The sequence below is a fragment of the Kitasatospora sp. NPDC087315 genome (assembly GCF_044744345.1).
Classification (GTDB): Bacteria; Actinomycetota; Actinomycetes; order Streptomycetales; family Streptomycetaceae; genus Kitasatospora.
In genome coordinates, this window is record NZ_JBIUYD010000013.1 from 44,938 (window position 1) to 63,899 (window position 18,962).

Below are 18,962 nucleotides of genomic sequence, written 5' to 3' on the forward strand. Positions count from 1 at the left end.
GCGCACCGGACCCCCGGCGCGCTCCCGCCGCCCACGGAGCAGCATTGGCACGCAAGATCGGCAGCCGGTACACCGTCCACCAGGTGATCGGCCGGGGCTCGGCCGGGACGGTCTGGCTCGGCGAGGGGCCGGACGGCCCGGTCGCGGTCAAGCTGCTGCGCGAGGACCTGGCCGCCGACCAGATACTGGTCGGCCGCTTCGTCCAGGAACGCGCCGCGCTGACCAGCCTCGACCACCCCCGGGTGGTCGGCGTGCGCGACATGGTCGTCGACGGCAGCGACCTCGCCCTCGTCATGGAACTCGTCCAGGGCACCGACCTGCGCTCCCGGCTGGAGCGCGACGGCGCGCTCGCCCCGCAGACCGCCGTCTCGATCATCGCCGACGTGGCCGACGGCCTGGCCGCCGCACACGCGGCCGGCATCGTCCACCGCGACGTCAAGCCCGAGAACGTCCTGCTCGACCTCGCCGCCGCCCCCGGCCCCGGCGGCGCCCCGCGCGCCAAGCTCACCGACTTCGGCGTGGCCCGCCTGGTCGACGCCCCGCGCCGGACCCGCGCCACCCGGATCATCGGCACCCCCGACTACCTCGCCCCGGAGATCATCGAGGGCCTGGAGCCGCGGGCCGCCGTCGACATCTACGCCCTCGCCACCGTGCTGTACGAGCTGCTGGCCGGCTTCACACCGTTCGGCGGCGGCCACACCGGCGCGGTGCTGCGCCGGCACGTCACCGAGCAGGTGCCGCCGGTGCCCGGTCTGCCGGACGGCCTCTGGCGGATCATCGCCGAGTGCCTGGCCAAGGCCCCGGCCTCCCGGCTGCGCGCCGCCGAGCTGGCCGAGCGGCTGCGCGAGCAGCTGCCCGCGCTCACCGGCCTGCCGGTGCTGGCCGTGCCCGCGCAGGGCCGCACCCCGGCCGAGGAGCCGCTGACCCCCGGCGAGGCCGTGTACGCCGAGGTGGACGCCGCCCCGGGCACCCACAAGCGCCGCCGCGGCCCGGCCGTCCCGCTGGTGCCCGGCGCCGTCCCCGACTCCACCCGCGACACCCACACCAGCCTGCGCCGCCCCTCCGCCCACGAGCTGGCCTCCTACGCGGCCGAGTCCCGTGCCCAGCGCACCGCCCCGGGCACCGGCCACCGACGGGACCGCCAGGCGCTGCTGCGCCGCCGCCGGGTGCTGGCCGTCCTGCTGGCCGTGGTCCTGCTCCTGGCGGGCGCCGCCGCGGCCTGGACGGCCTTCGCGGCGGACGTCCCGGACACCGGGAACCCGCCCCGTCCGGGCGCCGTCACCAGCGCACCGAGGGCCCCGTAAAGGGCCGAAGGCCCCCGGTGTCGCCGGATGCCCCCCCGGAACCATTACCCTGGGTGCGTGGCAGCCGTCGATCCTTCCGAAGAGCTCAAGAACCTCGAGACGACCATGGGGTCGATCGAGGCCGTCCTCGACCTGGACAAGATCCGGGCCGACATCGCGCGTCTGGAGGAGGAGGCAGCCGCCCCCGACCTGTGGGACGACGTCGCGAACGCGCAGAAGGTGACCAGCCGGCTCTCCTTCCTCCAGGGCGAACTGCGCCGGGTGCAGAGCCTGCGCAGCCGGGTCGAGGACCTCGGCGTCCTGTTCGAGCTCGCCGAGGCCGAGGACGACGCGGACACCCGCGTGGAGGCCGAGAACGAGCTCACGGCCGTCAAGAAGGCGGTCGAGGAGCTGGAGGTCCGCACCCTCCTGTCCGGCGAGTACGACGCCCGTGAGGCGCTGATCAACATCCGGGCCGAGGCCGGTGGCGTGGACGCCGCCGACTTCGCCGAGCAGCTGATGCGCATGTACCTGCGCTGGGCCGAGCGGCACAACTACCCCACCGAGGTGTACGACACCTCGTACGCGGAGGAGGCCGGCATCAAGTCCGCGACCTTCACCGTCAAGGCGCCGTACGCCTACGGCACCCTCTCGGTCGAGCAGGGCACCCACCGCCTGGTCCGCATCTCGCCGTTCGACAACCAGGGCCGCCGGCAGACCTCCTTCGCCGGGGTCGAGGTGCTCCCCGTCGTCGAGCAGTCCGACCACGTCGACATCGACGAGTCCGAGCTGCGCATCGACGTCTACCGCGCCTCCGGCCCGGGTGGCCAGGGCGTCAACACCACCGACTCGGCGGTGCGCATCACGCACATCCCGACCGGTGTGGTGGTCTCCTGCCAGAACGAGCGCTCGCAGATCCAGAACAAGGCGTCCGCGATGAACGTCCTCCAGGCCAAGCTGCTGGAGCGGCGCCGCCAGGAGGAGCGGGCCGCGATGGACGCGCTCAAGGACAGCGGCAGCTCCTGGGGCAACCAGATGCGCTCCTACGTGCTGCACCCGTACCAGATGGTGAAGGACGTCCGCACCGAGTACGAGGTCGGCAACCCGCAGGGCGTGCTGGACGGTGACATCGACGGCTTCATCGAGGCCGGCATCCGGTGGCGCAAGCAGCGGGAGACCGCCGCGCAGTAAGCGGTGACACGAAGAAGGCCCCGACGGTTCTCCGTCGGGGCCTTCTTCGTGACGTTCGGGAGCCGGGAATCAGGCCAGTGCCTGCCGGGCGATCAGCGCCACCGCGAGCAGTCCGGCCAGCAGGGCCAGCAGCAGGGCGGGGGAGAGCGCGGCGAACGGACCCTGCTGCTCCTGCAGGCGGGCCCGGTTGGCGCGGCACACCGGGCAGCGGCCCTCGCTCACGCGGCCGTTGCAGTTGGCGCACACCAGATGGTCGCAGGTCATGCGATCTCCTCCTCGCTGCTACAGCCAACGCACCGGACGGGGCTTTGGTTCCTCTGGTTGCCCTGTGCGGGGGAGCGGCCGACCCCGGCCGCTCTCTCCACTCTGCCAGGTTCTGCGGGTTCCGGCCCCCGGGCTGTGAGATGCCTCGCAATTTTCGGGGCATAAGCGGACATTGTCCCCCAACTTTCGCCGGCTGTCACCGGCCGGTCCTGCGAGCCGGGTGCCGCTTCGCGTATGGTCCCAAGCCGGGAGCGGCCTCTTCCGCTCCTTCCGCCGCCCCAGGGCCGGGCGCCCGGGGTGGACCGACCGAGGACTGGCGCCGCCTAGGATGGCCTCCGTGATGCAGCCGTGATCAGATTCGACAACGTCTCCAAGACCTATCCCAAGCAGAATCGTCCCGCCCTGGACAACGTCTCGCTGGAGATCGAGAAGGGCGAGTTCGTCTTCCTGGTCGGCTCGTCCGGCTCGGGCAAGTCCACCTTCCTGCGCCTGTGCCTGCGCGAGGAGCGCCCCAGCACCGGTGAGGTGCACGTGCTGGGCAAGGACCTGGGCAAGCTGTCCAACTGGAAGGTGCCGCACATGCGCCGCCAGCTGGGCACCGTCTTCCAGGACTTCCGCCTGCTGCCGAACAAGACGGTCGCGCAGAACGTGGCCTTCGCGCTCGAGGTGATCGGCAAGCCCAAGAGCGCCATCGGCAAGGTGGTGCCCGAGGTGCTGGACCTGGTCGGCCTCGGCGGCAAGGAGGACCGCATGCCGGGCGAGCTCTCCGGTGGTGAGCAGCAGCGTGTGGCCATCGCCCGGGCGTTCGTGAACCGCCCGATGCTGCTGATCGCGGACGAGCCCACCGGTAACCTCGACCCGCAGAACTCGGTCGGCATCATGAAGCTGCTCGACCGGATCAACCGCACCGGCACCACGGTGCTGATGGCCACCCACGACCAGGCCATCGTCGACCAGATGCGCAAGCGCGTCATCGAGCTCGACAAGGGGCTGCTGGTCCGCGACCAGGCCCGCGGCGTCTACGGATACCAGCACTGATTCACCAGCACTGATTTCCGTAGGCCGCCGGCCCACGCTGCCGGACCGGTCCCGACCCTGGAGTTGTTACACGCATGCGCGCCCAGTTCGTCCTGTCGGAGATCGGTGTGGGTCTCCGCCGCAACCTGACGATGACCATCGCGGTCGTCGTCAGTGTCGCGCTCTCCCTCGCCCTCGCCGGTGCCTCGCTCCTGGTCCGTGACCAGGTGAACTCCATGAAGGGGTACTGGTACGACAAGGTCGAGGTGAGCATCTACTTCTGTACCAAGTCGGACGCCCGCAACTCGCCGCAGTGCGACAAGGGCGCGGCCACCGACCAGCAGGTCGCCGACATCAAGACCCAGCTGGACAAGATGGATTCGGTGGTCCAGTCGGCGACCTTCGAGAACTCCGCGGAGGCGTACAAGCACTGGAAGGAGATGAACCCGGACAACCCGCTCATCTCCGTCCTCGGCCCGGAGGCCATCCCGCAGTCCTGGCGGGTGAAGCTCAAGGACCCGACCAAGTACGACGTCATCCAGAGCGCCTTCGCCGGCAAGCCCGGCGTCAAGTCGGTCGAGGACCAGCGGAAGATCCTGGAGAACCTCTTCGGGCTGCTCAACGGCCTCCAGACGGCGGCCTTCGTCATCATGGTGCTGATGCTCTTCGTCGCCCTGTTGCTGATCGTCAACACCGTCCGGGTGTCGGCGTTCAGCCGCAGGCGTGAGACCGGCATCATGCGCCTGGTCGGTGCCTCGAACTTCTACGTCCAGATGCCGTTCATCGCCGAGGCCGCGTTCGCCGCCCTGCTCGGCGCCGTGATGGCCTCCGGACTGCTGCTCGGCGGGCACTTCTTCGTCCACAGCTGGCTGGCCGACCGGGTGCAGTTCATCCACTTCATCGGCCTGAGCTCGGTGCTGGCGGTGATACCGCTGCTGGTCGTGGTCGGTATGGGCATGGCCGGTATCGCGGCGTTCTTCACGCTGCGCAAGTACCTGAAGGTCTGACCCGGCTCCCACCGGCCGGCCTCCCGGCGGCCCCGGACGGCACCGCGCCGTCCGGGGCCGCCGCCGTTTCACCGTCAGCCGTTCCGGTACGGCGGGCTCCGCGCGGTGTCTAGACTCCGATGCCATGCCAGAAACTCCGCGAAGGGCACGTCAGGCGGTCACCCTCAGCCTGGTGTTCGGCGCCGTGCTGCTGGCCGGGGCCGCCACCGGTGCCTGGGGCGACCCGGGCGCGCCGCCGCACCGCCCGGCAGCCGCCCCGGCCGGGGCGGGCTTCGCGACCGGCCAGGACCCGGCCGGCACGACCCTCTCCGAGCAGCAGGCCGAGCATCTGATCGGCGTCAACGGCGACCGCTGGGGCGCCTATTACAGCGCGCAGGAGTACGCCGAGTTCAGCCAGGGCCTGGACGGCCGCTACCTCGGGGTGGGCCTCTCGGTCGGCCGCGGTCAGGACGGCGTCACCGTCGTCTCCCAGGTGCAGCCGGCCGGCCCGGCCGCCGCGGCCGGGATCGCCCCCGGCGACCGGCTGCTGCGGATCGACGCCGACCCGGCCGACCGGCTGCCGGTCACCGAGGTGGTCGCCCGGCTGCGCGGGCGCGAGGGCGAGCGCCAGGCCGGCTCGGAGGTCACCCTCGCCGTCCGGCGCGGCGACGGCGAGGTCCGCGAACTGCGGCTGCGCCGGGCCCTGCTGGACACCCAGCAGGTCACGGTGGAGCGGCTGGACAAGGGCGTCGTCCGGATCACCGTACGGGCCTTCACCAGCGGGGTGGCCGAACAGGTGCGCGCCGCGGTGCGCACCGCGCACGCCGGGGTGGTGCTCGACCTGCGCGGGAACTCCGGCGGCCTGGTCGAGGAGGCCGCCGGCACCGCCGCCGTCTTCCTCGACGGCGGCCCGGTCGGCTCCTACCAGGAGCGCGGCGGGACCCGAGAACTGACCGCGCCGCCCGGCGGCGACCAGCGCACCCCGCTGGTGGTGCTGGTGGACGGCGGCACGATGAGCGCCGCCGAACTGCTCACCGGCGCCCTCCAGGACCGCAGCCGGGCGGTGGTGGTGGGCGGGCGCACCTTCGGCAAGGGAACCGTCCAGCAGCCCAGCCGGCTCGCCGACGGCGCGGTGCTGGAACTGACCGTCGGCCGCTACTACACCCCGGCGGGCCGCTCCCCGGACGGCACCGGCCTGACCCCCGACGTGCCCGCGGCCGGCTCCGAGGACGCCGGCGCGCTGGCCCTGCGGGTGCTGGCGGGTCTGGGGACGCGGACGTAAAGGGGCTGCCCGACACCGGGTCGGGATGCGAGAATAATCGGCGTTATGGCAAAGGAAACCGGACAGAAGCTGATCGCGCAGAACAAGAAGGCGCGACACGAGTACACCATCCTCGACACCTACGAGTGCGGTCTCGTGCTCACCGGCACCGAGGTCAAATCACTGCGCGAGGGTCGGGCCAACCTGGTCGACGGCTACGCCTACGTCCAGAACCACGAGGCGTGGATCGACAACGTCTTCATCCCCGAGTACACCCAGGGGACGTGGACCAACCACGCGGCACGGCGCAAGCGCAAGCTGCTGCTGCACAAGCTGGAGATCCACAAGATCGAGGCCAAGGTGCGGGACGCCGGCCACACCCTGATCCCGCTCTCGCTCTACTTCAAGGACGGCCGGGTGAAGCTCGAACTCGCGCTCGCCGTCGGCAAGAAGCTGTACGACAAGCGGCAGACGCTGCGCGAGAAGCAGGACACCCGCGAGACGGCCCGCGCGGTGGCGGCGGCCCGGCGACGCCAGGGTTAATCCGCTGGACCCCCGCTGGTCGTCTCGCGTACTATGGCGCCAGCAACACGGTACGGGTCGGGTCACCGCCCGCCGAGCTGTTTCTCAACAAAACATGGGGATGATCGGTTTCGACAGGGGACGTCGAAACAGGAGAAGCGAGCCGAGGAACGCGGCAATGATCTCGTTAACCATCTGTCGCAAAAAAATAATCGCCAACACTAAGCGCGATTCCCAGCAGTTCGCTCTCGCTGCCTAATAAGCACCGATAGCGCTTGGGTGTCAGACCGGGGAGTTCCCGACCCGGACCCTGGCATAATCTAGGGAACTCAACCGTCCGCCCGGGCTGCGAGGGCGGATGGGAAATCAAACAGCAGCTGGGCCTGTTGGCGGCTTGTCCGCGTGACCGCCAGGGCCGAGAAAATCACAGCGGACTGCGCTCGGAGAAGTCCTGAATCCACTCCACTGGACCCGGGTTCGATTCCCGGCATCTCCACCACCCCATGTTTGACACCATGAAGGCCGCCCTCCAGCCGGAGGGCGGCCTTCGTCGTGCCCGGCCCGTCCGCCGGCGCCCCACCAGTACCCCACCCGACGCCCTGCCCGCCGGCGCCGCGGCAGGCGGTGCAGCGCGGACAAGGGTCGGCGGCGTAGGATTTTCCGTCCGCTCATTTCTCCGAGCCGGATCCACCCACCGCAGGACGTACGTCAGGGGGCTTCTTGGGCGCGCACGGCTCAACCCAGTACTCCGCCGCAACCACCGAGGCCATGCAGAGCAACACGGACACCGCCACCGCCACCACCGGCGCCGCCACCGATGGGGACACCATCCGCGAACGCGAGATCGCCGGCGAACAGCGCCACCTCGACACCGTCTACCACCGCCTGGAGGAGAAGCTCGCCGAAGCCGAGTACATCCTGGAGGACGCCGCCAAGCGGGTCCACGTCGGCACCCCCGGCGCGCTCGCCGAGCGCGACGCCCAGGTCTACCGGGCCGGCGCCCACCTCCAGCGGCTCAACAACGAGTTCGAGGACTTCCTCTTCGGCCGGATCGACCTCCAGCGGCCCGACGCCCCGGAGGAACACGGCATCCCCTCCAACACCCCCTTCGACCCGGCCGACCCGGCCGTCGCCGAGACCCTGCACATCGGCCGGCTCGGCGTGCTGGACGCCGAGTACGGCCCGCTGGTGATCGACTGGCGGGCTCCCGCCGCCGCGCCGTTCTACCGCTCCACCCCCCTGGAGCCCGGCCGGGTCATCCGCCGCCGGGTGATCCGCTCCAAGGGCCGCAAGGTGATCGGCGTCGAGGACGACCTGCTGCGCCCCGACCTCACCCCCACCCTGGACGGCCACGAGCTGGCGGTGGTCGGCGACGGCGCGCTGATGGCCTCGCTGGGCCGGGCCCGCAGCCACTCGATGCGCGACATCGTCTCGTCCATCCAGAAGGAACAGGACGAGGTGATCCGCGCCGCCGCGGCCGGTGCCACCCTGGTCACCGGCGGCCCCGGCACCGGCAAGACCGCCGTCGCCCTGCACCGCGCCGCCTTCCTGCTCTACCAGGACCGCCGCCGCTACGCCGGGGGCATCCTGGTGGTCAGCCCGACGCCGCTGCTGGTCTCGTACACCGAGGGCGTGCTGCCCTCGCTCGGCGAGGAGGGCCAGGTCGCCATCCGCGCGGTCGGCTCGCTGGTGGACGGCATCGAGGCGGACACCTACGACACCCCGGAGGCGGCCCGGGTCAAGGGCTCGGCCCGGATGACGCAGCTGCTGCGCCGGGCCGCCCGGGCCGCGCTGGAGCTGGGCGCGCCGCAGGAGCTGAAGGTGGTCGCCCGCGGCGAGGTGCTGCGGCTGGACGCGGGCAGGCTCAAGGGGGTGCGCGGGAACGTCATCGGCTCCGGCGGCACCCCGCTGAACCTGCTGCGCCCGCGCGCCCGCCGGCTGCTGCTGGACGCGCTCTGGCAGGAGGCCACCCGCCACCTGCCCAGGCCCGCCGACCACTACGCGCGCGAGCAGCGCCAGGAGGAGAAGGAGTCGTTCGACGACTACGTCTCGGACGAGGCGCCGTTCCTGGACTTCCTGGACGCCTGGTGGCCCGCGCTGACCCCGCGCCGGGTGCTCGGCACGCTCCGGCAGCCCCGGCACATCAACCGGACCGCCCGCCGCGCCGTGACCCCGGAGGAGGCGAAGGTGCTGGCCGCGTCCTGGCGGCACCTCTCGGACCGCGGCGAGGGCGCGCTGTCCGCGCACGACGTGGCGCTGGTGGACGAGCTCCGGGTGCTGCTCGGCGAGGCGGCCCGCCCGAAGGTCCGTGAGGTGGACGCGGTGGACCTGCTGAGCGGCCTGGACGAGGTCACCACCTTCGCCGACCGCAACTCCCGCCAGCGCGAGCGCGTGCCGGTCGAGCGGACCGAGTACGCGCACATCATCGTGGACGAGGCCCAGGACCTCACCCCGATGCAGTGGCGCATGATCGGCCGCCGGGCCCGGACGGCCACCTGGACGATCGTCGGGGATCCGGCGCAGTCCTCGTGGCCGTTCCCGCAGGAGGCGCAGTCCGCGCTGGACGAGGTGCTGTCCGGCAAGCCGCGCCGCCGGTACACGCTGACCGTGAACTACCGCAACCCGGCCGAGATCGCCGAGGTGGCGGCCAAGGTGCTGGCGCTGGCGGCGCCCGGGACGCCCTCGCCGAGCGCGGTGCGCGAGGTCGGGGTCGAGCCGCGCTTCGCGGCGGTCACCGACCCGTCCCCGGAGGCCTTCGGGGCGGCGGCCCGGGCCGAGCTGGAGCGGCTGCTCGCCGAGGTCGACGGCACCGTGGCCGTCGTCGTGCCGATGGACCGCCGGGCCGAGGCGGCCGGGTGGATCGAGGGGCTGGGCGGCCGCGCGGTGGCGCTGGGCAGTCTGGAGGCCAAGGGTCTGGAGTACGACGCGACGGTGGTGGCCGACCCGACCGGGATCGCCGGCGAGTCGGAGGCCGGCCTGCGGGTGCTCTACGTGGCGCTGACCCGGGCGACCCAGCGGCTGACCGTGCTCTCCGGCCCGGACGACCTGCCGGACGCGGCGGGCGTGCCCGCGCTGCTGCACGACTGAGCCGGCCTGCCCTGACGGCCGCTCAACGAGCGGGGCCCCCACCACCGGTGGGGGCCCCGCTCGTACGTTGATGACACCGACCCGCCATGCTCGCCTCGCGGCAAGTGGTCGCTCGAAGCGACTAAGGTTGGGCCCGGGGGCTTGGATCGAGCCGGTGTCCCGTCCAATGTAACGCATCGGCCGCCACGGGCAAGAAGAGCGGCCGGTCTTCTCGCGGCGCGTTCCGCCGGGTCCGGTGTCCGCTTGTCGGGTCCGCACACTCAATGCACGTTATTTCTGACTTCTCCCTGGCAGGTGCGACGATCGAGGTCTAACATGCGCTGCGTGCCGATTCAACATCTTGTTGAAACCCGACACCGTGTTGAACTGCGTTCGGCCCGCAGCCACCCTCAGTGGACGGAAGAAGGACGTCGATGGCGACGGTGCCCAGTGTCTCCAACTCGATCACGGTGCGGCTGGAGGTCCCGGCCAGCGGCAGTGCTGTCAGTGCGATCACCACGGCGGTCGAGTCCTCCGGTGGATCGGTCACCGGTCTCGACGTGACGGCCTCCGGCCTGGAGGCCCTGCGGATCGACGTGACGGTGGCCGCCTCCTCGGTCGCGCACGGCGAGGAGATCGTCGAGAAGCTCCGCGCGATCGACGGCGTGTCGATCGGCAAGGTCTCGGACCGTACCTTCCTGATGCACCTCGGTGGCAAGATCGAGATGTCGTCCAAGCTGCCGATCCGCAACCGTGACGACCTCAGCATGATCTACACCCCGGGTGTCGCCCGGGTCTGCATGGCGATCGCCGAGAACCCCGAGGACGCCCGCCGCCTGACCATCAAGCGCAACAGCGTCGCGGTGGTCACGGACGGCTCGGCGGTGCTGGGCCTGGGCAACATCGGCCCGGCGGCCGCGCTGCCGGTGATGGAGGGCAAGGCGGCCCTGTTCAAGCGCTTCGCCGGCATCGACGCCTGGCCGATCTGCCTGGACACCCAGGACACCGACGAGATCGTGGCCATCGTCAGGGCGATCGCCCCGGGCTTCGCCGGCATCAACCTGGAGGACATCTCCGCGCCGCGCTGCTTCGAGATCGAGGCCCGGCTGCGCGAGGCCCTGGACATCCCGGTCTTCCACGACGACCAGCACGGTACCGCGATCGTGGTGCTGGCGGCGCTCACCAACGCGCTCAAGGTGGTCGGCAAGGAGATCGGCGACATCCGGGTGGTGATGTCGGGCGCCGGCGCCGCCGGTACCGCGATCCTCAAGCTGCTGCTGGCGGCCGGCGTCGAGCACGCCACCGTGGCGGACGTGCACGGCGTGGTCCACCAGGGCCGTGACGACCTCAACGACTCGCTGCGCTGGATCGCCGAGCACACCAACCGCTCGGGCCGCACCGGCACCCTCAAGGAGGCCGTGGCGGGCGCCGACGTGTTCATCGGCGTCTCGGCCCCGAACGTGCTGGACGGCGACGACCTGGCCACCATGGCGACGGACGCGATCGTGTTCGCGCTGGCCAACCCGGACCCGGAGGTGGACCCGGCGGTCGCCCGGCAGACCGCCGCCGTGGTCGCCACCGGCCGCAGCGACTTCCCGAACCAGATCAACAACGTGCTGGTCTTCCCGGGCGTCTTCCGCGGCCTGCTGGACGCCCAGAGCCGGACGGTCAACACCGAGATGATGATCGCCGCCGCCCGGGCGCTGGCCACCACCGTCGCGGACGACGAGCTCAACGCCAACTACATCATCCCGAGCGTCTTCCACAAGGACGTCGCCAAGACGGTCGCCGCCGCCGTGCGCGACGCCGCGCTGGCCGGGGCCCAGGAGGACCCAGCGCCGTCCCGTCCCACCCCGGGCATCGTCGGCACGCTGGACACCGCGTCCTTCCCGGTCGTCAAGCTCTGACCGGGAGCGCGCCGGAGGTGTCGCGGATCGGTCAAATGACCGATTAGCGGCCTTACCCACCCAAGCCCGCCCCGAACCCTTGCGACACAAGGGCGAGGGGTGTGTTTGGGCTTGTCGTGCCTAGGGCGTACGGTAGCCCTGCACGGGGCAGGCGTGTCCGACAAGTACGGAACGTCCCCCTGGTCTTCCGGCGCGTCGTCCCGACCGCCGCCCGCGCCCGGTCCGCCGGAGCCGACGGAGCGTCATACCTCCGGCGGGCGGGCGTTGTTCGGGCGGTGGAGCCGGGGGCCCGATTGGCTTTCTCGGGGCAGGTCGGGGCAGGATTCGTATCCAGGCAGGCAGGCGGGCCTTTTCGACGGCACCGGCGCGCGGCACGGGGTACGAACCCGGCCTGCGACCACGCATTGCCTGAATGAGCACAGTGTGCGGACCTGCGGCCCATCCGGATGCCCCCGGAGGGAGCACCGTGTGGGCCCCCGCACACCGCAAGCGAACAGACCACAGGAGTACACATGAACCGCAGTGAGCTGGTGGCCGCGCTGTCCGAGCGCGCCGAGGTGACCCGCAAGGACGCCGACGCCGTTCTGGCCGCCTTCGCCGAGATCGTCGGCGAGGTCGTCGCCAAGGGCGACGAGAAGGTCACCATCCCCGGTTTCCTGACCTTCGAGCGCACCCACCGCGCTGCCCGCACCGCCCGCAACCCGCAGACCGGTGAGCCGATCCAGATCGCGGCCGGCTACAGCGCCAAGGTGAGCGCGGGCTCCAAGCTCAAGGAAGCCGCCAAGGGCGCCTGAGCAACCCCTTGAACGCCCGAGAGGCCGGGCTCCCCGTGAGGGGGGCCCGGCCTCTCGCCGTGGTGCGGGCCGGTCAGGCGTCGACCAGCTGCTCGTTGGGCAGCTCGACGTGGGCGCCGAGGTCGCGCAGCTTCTCCATGAAGTTCTCGTAGCCGCGGTTGATCAGGTCGATGCCGTGCACCGTCGAGGTGCCCTGGGCCGCCAGCGCCGCGATCAGGTACGAGAAGCCGCCGCGCAGGTCCGGGATGACCAGCTCGGCGCCGATCAGCTTGGACGGGCCGGAGACGACCGCGGAGTGCAGGAAGTTGCGGGCGCCGAAGCGGCACGGGGTGGCGCCCAGGCACTCGCGGTAGAGCTGGATGTGGGCGCCCATCTGGTTGAGCGCGCCGGTGAAGCCGAGCCGCGACTCGTACACCGTCTCGTGCACGATGGACAGGCCGGCCGCCTGGGTCAGCGCGACCACCAGCGGCTGCTGCCAGTCGGTCTGGAAGCCCGGGTGCACGTCCGTCTCCAGGGCGATCGCCTTGAGCTCGCCGCCCGGGTGCCAGAAGCGGATGCCCTCGTCGTCGACCTCGAACGCGCCGCCGACCTTCCGGAAGGTGTTGAGGAAGGTCATCATCTCCAGCTGGCGGGCACCGCGGACGTAGATGTCGCCCTTGGTGGCCAGCGCCGCGCAGGCCCAGGAGGCGGACTCCAGGCGGTCCGGCAGCGCGCGGTGGTTGTAGCCGGAGAGCTCGTCCACACCGGTGATCAGGATGGTCCGGTCGGTGCCCATCGAGATGATCGCGCCCATCTTCTGCAGCACGCAGATCAGGTCGACGATCTCCGGCTCGATGGCCGCGTTGCGCAGCTCGGTGACGCCCTCGGCGAGGACGGCGGTGAGCAGCACCTGCTCGGTGGCGCCGACCGACGGGTAGGGCAGCTCGATCCGGGTGCCGCGCAGCCGCTGCGGGGCGACCAGGTAGGTGCCCTGCGGGTGCTTCTCGATCGAGGCGCCGAACTGGCGGAGCACCTCGAAGTGGAAGTCGACCGGGCGGCCGCCGATGTCGCAGCCGCCGAGGCCCGGGATGAAGGCGTGGCCGAGGCGGTGCAGCAGCGGGCCGCAGAACAGGATCGGGATGCGTGAGGAGCCCGCGTGCGCGTCGATGTCCGTGACGTTGGCGCTCTCCACGTGGGAGGGGTCGAGGATCAGCTCGCCGTCCTCGTCACCGGCGCGCACGGTCACGCCGTGCAGCTGGAGCAGGCCGCGAACCACCTTGACGTCGCGGATGTCCGGGACGTTGCGCAGTCTGCTGGGGCCCTGTCCGAGGAGGGCGGCGACCATGGCCTTGGGTACCAGGTTCTTCGCACCGCGGACGCGGATCTCGCCTTCGAGCGGGTTTCCGCCGTGGACCAGCAGGACGTCGTCGGTCATCGTTCTCGCAATCCGGGGTGCCAGAGGAGTGGGTGGGGCTCCGGTCAGAGAGCCGGCGGTGGACCGGTCGTACGGGCGCGTTCGGGCCCCCGGCGTGACCGAGTCGGCACCGTAAAAGGGCGTCCACCATCAGTAGATGGTAGTAGGCGTGCGGCTGGTTCCCGCCTGCCTCTCCCGTGATGGTGCTCTCTCGGGGTGGTGTTCCGCCCGCCGACACGTCCGTACGGGTGTTCGTCGGGCCCTGTGGTGTTTCGTGTTGCGGTGTCCGCCCCCGGCGGTTCTGCGGGATCATGTGAGGCATGACGGCGGCCCATTCGCACGGAGGACGGTCCCACACCGGCCGTTTGCTCGTCGCGACCCCCGTGCTCACCGACCCGAACTTCGCCCGGGCGGTGGTGCTCCTCCTCGACCACGACGCCGAGGGGGCGCTCGGCGTCGTCCTCAACCGGCCGACGCCGGTGGAGGTGGGCAGTGTGCTGGACGGCTGGGGCCGCCTGGTCGGGCAGCCGGCGGTGGTCTTCCAGGGCGGGCCGGTGGCCCTGGACTCGGCGCTGGGCCTCGGGGTGGCGCCGGGGGAGCCGGGGACCGGGGAACCGCTCGGCTGGCGGCGGGTGCACGGTGCGATCGGCCTGGTGGACCTGGAGGCGCCGCCCGAGGTGATGGCCGGCGAGCTGGGCGCGCTGCGGATCTTCGCCGGGTACGCGGGCTGGTCGCCGGGGCAGCTGGAGGCGGAGCTCGACGGCGGCGCCTGGTACCTGGTGGACTGCGAGCCGGGTGACATCTCCAGCCCCGAGCCGGAGCGGCTCTGGCGCGCGGTGCTCCGCCGCCAGCGCGGCCCCCTGGCGCTGCTGGCGACCTACCCCGAGGACCCCACGCTGAACTGACGTGCGACCGCCCCGGCGCCGTACTGGCCCGCTTTCCCGGGGCCCCCATAGACTTGGCACCCATGAGCACTCTTGAGCCCGAGCGCGGCCTCGGCACCGGCACCCTGGTCGAGCCCGTCCCCCAGGTGTCCCACGGGGACGGCGACCACGAGCGCTTCGCGCACTATGTCCAGAAGGACAAGATCATGGAGAGCGCGCTCTCCGGCTCGCCCGTGGTGGCGCTCTGCGGCAAGGTCTGGGTGCCCGGGCGCGACCCGAAGAAGTACCCGGTCTGCCCGATGTGCAAGGAGATCTACGACGGCATCGGCAAGCCGCAGGACGGCAAGGACGGCGACGGAAAGTAGTTCCGCCCGGTCTGGACCATTTTGCAAAATGCTCCATGAATGGTCTATGCCAGTCGGCCCGGCGCGGGCAGGATGGCGGAATGGACCTCATTCCCGCACCACTGAGTGCCGTCCGTCGCCCGGACGAGGACTTCCCCCTCGACCACACCACCACCCTGACCGCGCCGCCCGCGCTCGCCGACGCCGAGCAGTGGCTGCGCACCTCGCTGACCGCCGCCACCGGCCTGCCGTTCGGGCCGGGGCGGTCGGGTGAGGGCGTCGAGTTCGTTCACGACGGGACGCTGGGCGCCGAGGCGTACCGGATCTCGGTGCGTCCCGGCCACGCCGTGGTCACCGCCGGCGGTCCGGCCGGCGCCCTCTGGGGCGCCCAGACGCTGCGCCAACTGCTCGGTCCGGACGCCTACCGCCGGGCCCCGCTGCGCCGCACCGGCTGGGTGCTCCCCGGCGCGGACATCGAGGACGCCCCCCGCTTCGGCTGGCGCGGCGCGCTGCTGGACGTCTCCCGGCACTTCCTGCCCAAGGCGGACGTGCTGCGCTTCCTCGACCTGCTCGCCGCGCACAAGCTCAACGTGCTGCACCTGCACCTGACCGACGACCAGGGCTGGCGGGTGGAGATCAAGCGCTACCCGGCGCTCACCGAGCGGGGCGCCTGGCGCGAGCGCTCGATGGTCGGCTACCGGCTCGGCAACCGTCGTGACGACCGCCCGCACGGCGGCTTCTACACCCAGGACGACCTGCGCGAGATCGTCGCGTACGCCGCCGGACGGGGGATCACCGTCGTCCCCGAGATCGACCTGCCCGGCCACACCCAGGCCGCCATCGCGGCCTACCCGGAGCTGGGCAACACCGACGTGGTGGACACCTCGGCGCTGGGCGTCTGGACCGACTGGGGCGTCAGCCGCAACGTGCTCAACGTCTCCGAGGGCACCATCCGCTTCTTCGAGGGGGTGCTGGAGGAGGTCCTGGAGCTCTTCCCGTCCGAGTTCATCCACCTCGGCGGCGACGAGTGCCCCAAGGAGCAGTGGAAGGAGAGCGCGGCCGCCCAGGCGCGGATCGAGGAGCTCGGCCTGGCCAACGAGGACGAGCTGCAGAGCTGGGTCATCCGGCACTTCGACGGCTGGCTGGCCGAGCGCGGCCGCCGGCTGATCGGCTGGGACGAGATCCTGGAGGGCGGCCTGGCCCCCGGCGCCGCCGTCTCCTCCTGGCGCGGGTTCGGCGGCGGGATCGCCGCCGCCCAGGCCGGCCACGACGTGGTGATGTGCCCCGAGCAGCACGTCTACCTGGACCACCGGCAGGCCGCGGGCGAGGACGAGCCGATCCCGGTCGGGTTCGTCCGCACCCTGGAGGACGTCTACCGCTTCGAGCCGGTCCCGGCGCAGCTGGACGAGGTGGCGGCCCGGCGGGTGATCGGCACTCAGGCCAACCTGTGGAGCGAGTTCATGGACAGCGCCCGGGACATCGACTACCGGGCCTTCCCCCGGCTCGCGGCGTTCGCCGAGGTCGCCTGGTCCGCGCTGCCCACCGATCCGGCCGCGCGCGACTACCAGGCCTTCGAGCGCCGGCTCGACGGCCACCTGGCCGTGCTGGACGCGCTGGGTGTCGCGTACCGCCCGGCCGACGGGCCGCACCCCTGGCAGCGCTGGCCCGGAGTGGCCGGCCGCCCGATCGAGGGCCCGCCGCCGGTGGTGTGACCTTGGCGGCACCGCCCTTTGCGGACGGTGCCCGGGAACTTCTGAGTGGTCATCTGACGTCAAGAACAGATGAACATCTGCTCCGGTCCTGATCGGGCCGGAGCAGATACCGCCCGGTATCCGTCCCAATCGGGCAGTCCCGTTCGCCCGCCCCGAAATGATCATCGAGCATTGTGTGCCAGAGTTGCCCAACCCGGCCCGATCGCCCGTACCCTACGGGCCAGGCCGGGCTGCCGACGCGGACACCTCGGCCGAAGGCCGCGGGCGGCAGGCGATCGATGAGCAAGTGGAGCACGGTGGGACCCAGGTGAACCGGACGATCATGCTGCCGGCCTCCCTCGACGAGGCCGTCGACGCGCTGGCCGCCACCCCGGCCGCGGTACCGGTGGCCGGCGCCACCGACCTGATGGAGGCCGTCAACGCCGGACGGCTGCGCCCCGCCGCCCTGATCGGCCTCGGCCGGATCACCGAACTGCGCGGCTGGCGTTACGAGGACGGCGGCACCGCCGTCCTCGGCGCGGGGCTCACCCACGCCCGGATGGACCGCCCCGACTTCGCCGCGCTCATCCCCGCCCTGGCCGACGCGGCCCGCACCGCCGGGCCCCCGCAGGTGCGCAACGTCGGCACCCTGGGCGGCAACATCGCCACCGCCGCCCCGGCCGGCGACACCCTCCCGGTGCTCGCCGCGCTGGAGGCCAGCGTCACCCTCGCCCGGGCCGGCTCCACCCGCGAGGTGCCGGTCAGTCACCTGCTCACCGGGCTCGACCCGCTGCGCCCCGGCGAACTGCTCACCTGGGTGCGCGTCCCGCTGCTGCACGCCCCGCAGGTCTTCCTCAAGGCCACCGGCCGCAGCGGCCCGGCCCGCGCCACCGCCTCCGTCGCGCTCGTCCTCGACCCGGCCCGGCGCGCCGTGCGCTGCGCCGTCGGCGCGGTCGCCCCGGTGCCGCTGCGCCCGCTGGAGGCCGAGGCCTGGGTGGCCGGCTGCATCGACTGGGACGGCAGCCGCGAGATCGATCCCGCCGCGACGGCCGCCTTCGGCGAGTACGTGGCCGCCGCCTGCGTACCCGACAGCTACGGCGCCGAGGGCGCCTGGGAGGCCGTGACCGAGGGGCCGAGCGCGGCCGCCGTTCGGCTGCGGCGTACCGTATCGGTGCTGGCCCGCCGGGCACTGGGAAGGGCGCTGAAGTGACCACAGACCCCCTTGAGACCCTCGACGCGGGCCTCCTCGACCACGCCCCCCAGGTCAGCCGCGAGCTGCGCCCCTGCGCCTCGTACACGCTGCGGGTCAACGGCTTCGAACGGCCCGTCACCGACGCCTGGATCGGCGAGAGCCTGCTCTACGTGCTGCGCGAGCGGCTCGGCCTGGCCGGCGCCAAGGACGGCTGCGAACAGGGCGAGTGCGGCGCCTGCTCGGTGCAGGTGGACGGCCAGCTGGTGGCCGGCTGCCTGGTGCCCGCCGCGCTGGCCGCGGACAGCGAGATCAACACCGTCGAGGGCCTGTCGGCCGGCGGCGCCGCCAGCGACGTCCAGCAGGCGCTGGCCGAGTCCGGCGCGGTGCAGTGCGGCTACTGCACGCCCGGCATGGCGATGGCCGTGCACGACCTGCTCCAGCGCAACCACCGGCCCACCGACGTCGAGGCCCGGCAGGCGCTCTGCGGCAACCTCTGCCGCTGCACCGGCTACCGGGGCGTGCTGGCCGCCGTCCAGAGCATCGCCGACGCGCGCGCGCTGGAGGCCGAGCAGGCGGAGGACGCGCAGGCCGCCGCCGGGGAGGCAGCGGCCGCCGCGGTCCCGGCCCCGGGTGCGGCCTCGGTCGCGGGCGAGCCCGCCGGGGACCCCGAACCGGCCGCGCCGCCGACCCCGTCCGCCGAGGCCGCACCGCCGGCCGGCGACCTGCCGGTGTACACGGACGCCGACGCCTGGATCGAGCACGTCCCGCAGCCCCCCGCCGAGGAGACCCCGACCACCGCCGGGACCGGCGTCGGCCTGCCGTACGGCACCCCCGACGGCCAGGGCGGCTACGACAGCGGCGTGTACGACACCGCCGTGCTGTCGCCCGTCCAGGGCATCCCCGCCCGGGCCGCCGACGGGGCGGGCTACTACCCGCAGCAGGGCTACCCCGCGCCGTACCGGGGCGCCCCGGCCCAGGATGCCTACCCGCCCGGCGGCTACCCACAGCATCCCGGCTACGGCACCGCCACCGGGTACGACGGCCCCGTGTACGAGTCCACCCCCGCGCACGGCACCGCCTTCGACGGCACGCCCGCGCACGGCACGCCGTACGTCCCCACGCCCCCGCACGGCGTCCCGGCCGAGGGCACCGCCCCGGCCGGCGTCC

General features: G+C 72.3%; 15 protein-coding genes, 1 other RNA gene and 1 pseudogene. 15 read left to right on the forward strand and 2 right to left on the reverse strand.

Features of this window, described 5'->3' with window-relative positions; genetic code table 11:
* Window positions 1-44 precede the first annotated feature (44 nt).
* A complete protein-coding gene (locus tag ACIO5D_RS19860) occupies window positions 45-1,304 on the forward strand; it encodes a serine/threonine-protein kinase (RefSeq protein WP_363611633.1) in 1,260 nt (419 codons plus the stop codon).
* Window positions 1,305-1,361: 57 nt separating this feature from the next.
* On the forward strand, window positions 1,362-2,474 hold the full coding sequence (gene prfB, locus ACIO5D_RS19865; protein WP_363611635.1) for a peptide chain release factor 2: 1,113 nt from the start codon (window positions 1,362-1,364) through the stop codon (window positions 2,472-2,474).
* A 69-nt stretch (window positions 2,475-2,543) separates the two neighbouring features.
* Here the strand turns inward: prfB and ACIO5D_RS19870 are convergent, their stop codons facing one another.
* Complete coding sequence (locus ACIO5D_RS19870; protein ID WP_363611637.1) at window positions 2,544-2,738, reverse strand: hypothetical protein; 195 nt, start codon at window positions 2,736-2,738, stop codon at window positions 2,544-2,546.
* A gap of 348 nt (window positions 2,739-3,086) precedes the next feature.
* Here ACIO5D_RS19870 and ftsE point away from each other — a divergent pair, with 348 nt between their 5' ends.
* The 8 genes from ftsE (at window position 3,087) to ACIO5D_RS19910 (ending at window position 12,291) form a co-directional block, all read left to right on the forward strand.
* Entirely contained in the window at window positions 3,087-3,776 is a 690-nt protein-coding gene (ftsE, locus tag ACIO5D_RS19875) for a cell division ATP-binding protein FtsE (protein ID WP_030394280.1), read from the forward strand.
* Window positions 3,777-3,850: 74 nt separating this feature from the next.
* A complete protein-coding gene (gene ftsX / locus ACIO5D_RS19880; protein ID WP_363611639.1) occupies window positions 3,851-4,762 on the forward strand; it encodes a permease-like cell division protein FtsX in 912 nt (303 codons plus the stop codon).
* 124 nt (window positions 4,763-4,886) lie between these two features.
* Complete coding sequence (locus ACIO5D_RS19885; protein ID WP_400658936.1) at window positions 4,887-6,023, forward strand: S41 family peptidase; 1,137 nt, start codon at window positions 4,887-4,889, stop codon at window positions 6,021-6,023.
* A gap of 45 nt (window positions 6,024-6,068) precedes the next feature.
* On the forward strand, window positions 6,069-6,545 hold the full coding sequence (gene smpB, locus ACIO5D_RS19890) for an SsrA-binding protein SmpB (protein ID WP_363611643.1): 477 nt from the start codon (window positions 6,069-6,071) through the stop codon (window positions 6,543-6,545).
* A 96-nt stretch (window positions 6,546-6,641) separates the two neighbouring features.
* Window positions 6,642-7,023, forward strand: a transfer-messenger RNA (tmRNA) gene (ssrA, locus tag ACIO5D_RS19895).
* Between the two features lie 269 nt (window positions 7,024-7,292).
* Window positions 7,293-9,611, forward strand: a complete 2,319-nt coding sequence (locus ACIO5D_RS19900) for a UvrD-helicase domain-containing protein (RefSeq protein WP_363611645.1) — start codon at window positions 7,293-7,295, stop codon at window positions 9,609-9,611.
* A 413-nt stretch (window positions 9,612-10,024) separates the two neighbouring features.
* Window positions 10,025-11,497 (forward strand): NAD-dependent malic enzyme, encoded by a 1,473-nt coding sequence (locus ACIO5D_RS19905; RefSeq protein ID WP_363611647.1) that lies wholly within the window; start codon window positions 10,025-10,027, stop codon window positions 11,495-11,497.
* Between the two features lie 512 nt (window positions 11,498-12,009).
* Complete coding sequence (locus ACIO5D_RS19910) at window positions 12,010-12,291, forward strand: HU family DNA-binding protein (protein WP_030059737.1); 282 nt, start codon at window positions 12,010-12,012, stop codon at window positions 12,289-12,291.
* A 73-nt stretch (window positions 12,292-12,364) separates the two neighbouring features.
* Here the strand turns inward: ACIO5D_RS19910 and murA are convergent, their stop codons facing one another.
* The gene (murA, locus tag ACIO5D_RS19915; protein WP_363611649.1) at window positions 12,365-13,705 is read right to left on the reverse strand and encodes a UDP-N-acetylglucosamine 1-carboxyvinyltransferase; all 1,341 of its coding nucleotides are present in this window, start codon (window positions 13,703-13,705) and stop codon (window positions 12,365-12,367) included.
* A gap of 299 nt (window positions 13,706-14,004) precedes the next feature.
* Between murA and ACIO5D_RS19920 the strand changes: the two genes are divergently transcribed.
* The 5 genes and pseudogenes from ACIO5D_RS19920 to ACIO5D_RS19940 all read left to right on the forward strand — a co-directional run.
* Window positions 14,005-14,589, forward strand: coding sequence for a YqgE/AlgH family protein (locus tag ACIO5D_RS19920; protein ID WP_363611651.1), 585 nt, complete (start codon window positions 14,005-14,007; stop codon window positions 14,587-14,589).
* A 62-nt stretch (window positions 14,590-14,651) separates the two neighbouring features.
* The gene (locus ACIO5D_RS19925) at window positions 14,652-14,933 is read left to right on the forward strand and encodes a DUF3039 domain-containing protein (protein WP_363611653.1); all 282 of its coding nucleotides are present in this window, start codon (window positions 14,652-14,654) and stop codon (window positions 14,931-14,933) included.
* Window positions 14,934-15,013: 80 nt separating this feature from the next.
* Window positions 15,014-16,624, forward strand: coding sequence for a beta-N-acetylhexosaminidase (locus tag ACIO5D_RS19930; protein WP_400796724.1), 1,611 nt, complete (start codon window positions 15,014-15,016; stop codon window positions 16,622-16,624).
* A gap of 322 nt (window positions 16,625-16,946) precedes the next feature.
* Window positions 16,947-17,813: an FAD binding domain-containing protein gene (locus tag ACIO5D_RS19935; protein ID WP_363611669.1), complete on the forward strand. Its 867-nt coding sequence runs from the start codon at window positions 16,947-16,949 to the stop codon at window positions 17,811-17,813.
* Between the two features lie 71 nt (window positions 17,814-17,884).
* A pseudogene (locus ACIO5D_RS19940) lies at window positions 17,885-18,335 on the forward strand ((2Fe-2S)-binding protein); the annotation flags it as partial.
* Between the last annotated feature and the right edge of the window lie 627 nt (window positions 18,336-18,962).

Coding starts and splice junctions, on each gene's coding strand:
- ACIO5D_RS19870 (WP_363611637.1), bottom strand. CDS start 2,738: ATGACCTGCGACCATCTGGTGTGCGCCAACTGCAACGGCCGCGTGAGC.
- ftsX (WP_363611639.1), top strand. CDS start 3,851: ATGCGCGCCCAGTTCGTCCTGTCGGAGATCGGTGTGGGTCTCCGCCGC.
- ACIO5D_RS19885 (WP_400658936.1), top strand. CDS start 4,887: ATGCCAGAAACTCCGCGAAGGGCACGTCAGGCGGTCACCCTCAGCCTG.
- smpB (WP_363611643.1), top strand. CDS start 6,069: ATGGCAAAGGAAACCGGACAGAAGCTGATCGCGCAGAACAAGAAGGCG.
- ACIO5D_RS19900 (WP_363611645.1), top strand. CDS start 7,293: ATGCAGAGCAACACGGACACCGCCACCGCCACCACCGGCGCCGCCACC.
- ACIO5D_RS19905 (WP_363611647.1), top strand. CDS start 10,025: ATGGCGACGGTGCCCAGTGTCTCCAACTCGATCACGGTGCGGCTGGAG.
- ACIO5D_RS19910 (WP_030059737.1), top strand. CDS start 12,010: ATGAACCGCAGTGAGCTGGTGGCCGCGCTGTCCGAGCGCGCCGAGGTG.
- murA (WP_363611649.1), bottom strand. CDS start 13,705: ATGACCGACGACGTCCTGCTGGTCCACGGCGGAAACCCGCTCGAAGGC.
- ACIO5D_RS19920 (WP_363611651.1), top strand. CDS start 14,005: ATGACGGCGGCCCATTCGCACGGAGGACGGTCCCACACCGGCCGTTTG.
- ACIO5D_RS19925 (WP_363611653.1), top strand. CDS start 14,652: ATGAGCACTCTTGAGCCCGAGCGCGGCCTCGGCACCGGCACCCTGGTC.
- ACIO5D_RS19930 (WP_400796724.1), top strand. CDS start 15,014: ATGGACCTCATTCCCGCACCACTGAGTGCCGTCCGTCGCCCGGACGAG.
- ACIO5D_RS19935 (WP_363611669.1), top strand. CDS start 16,947: ATGCTGCCGGCCTCCCTCGACGAGGCCGTCGACGCGCTGGCCGCCACC.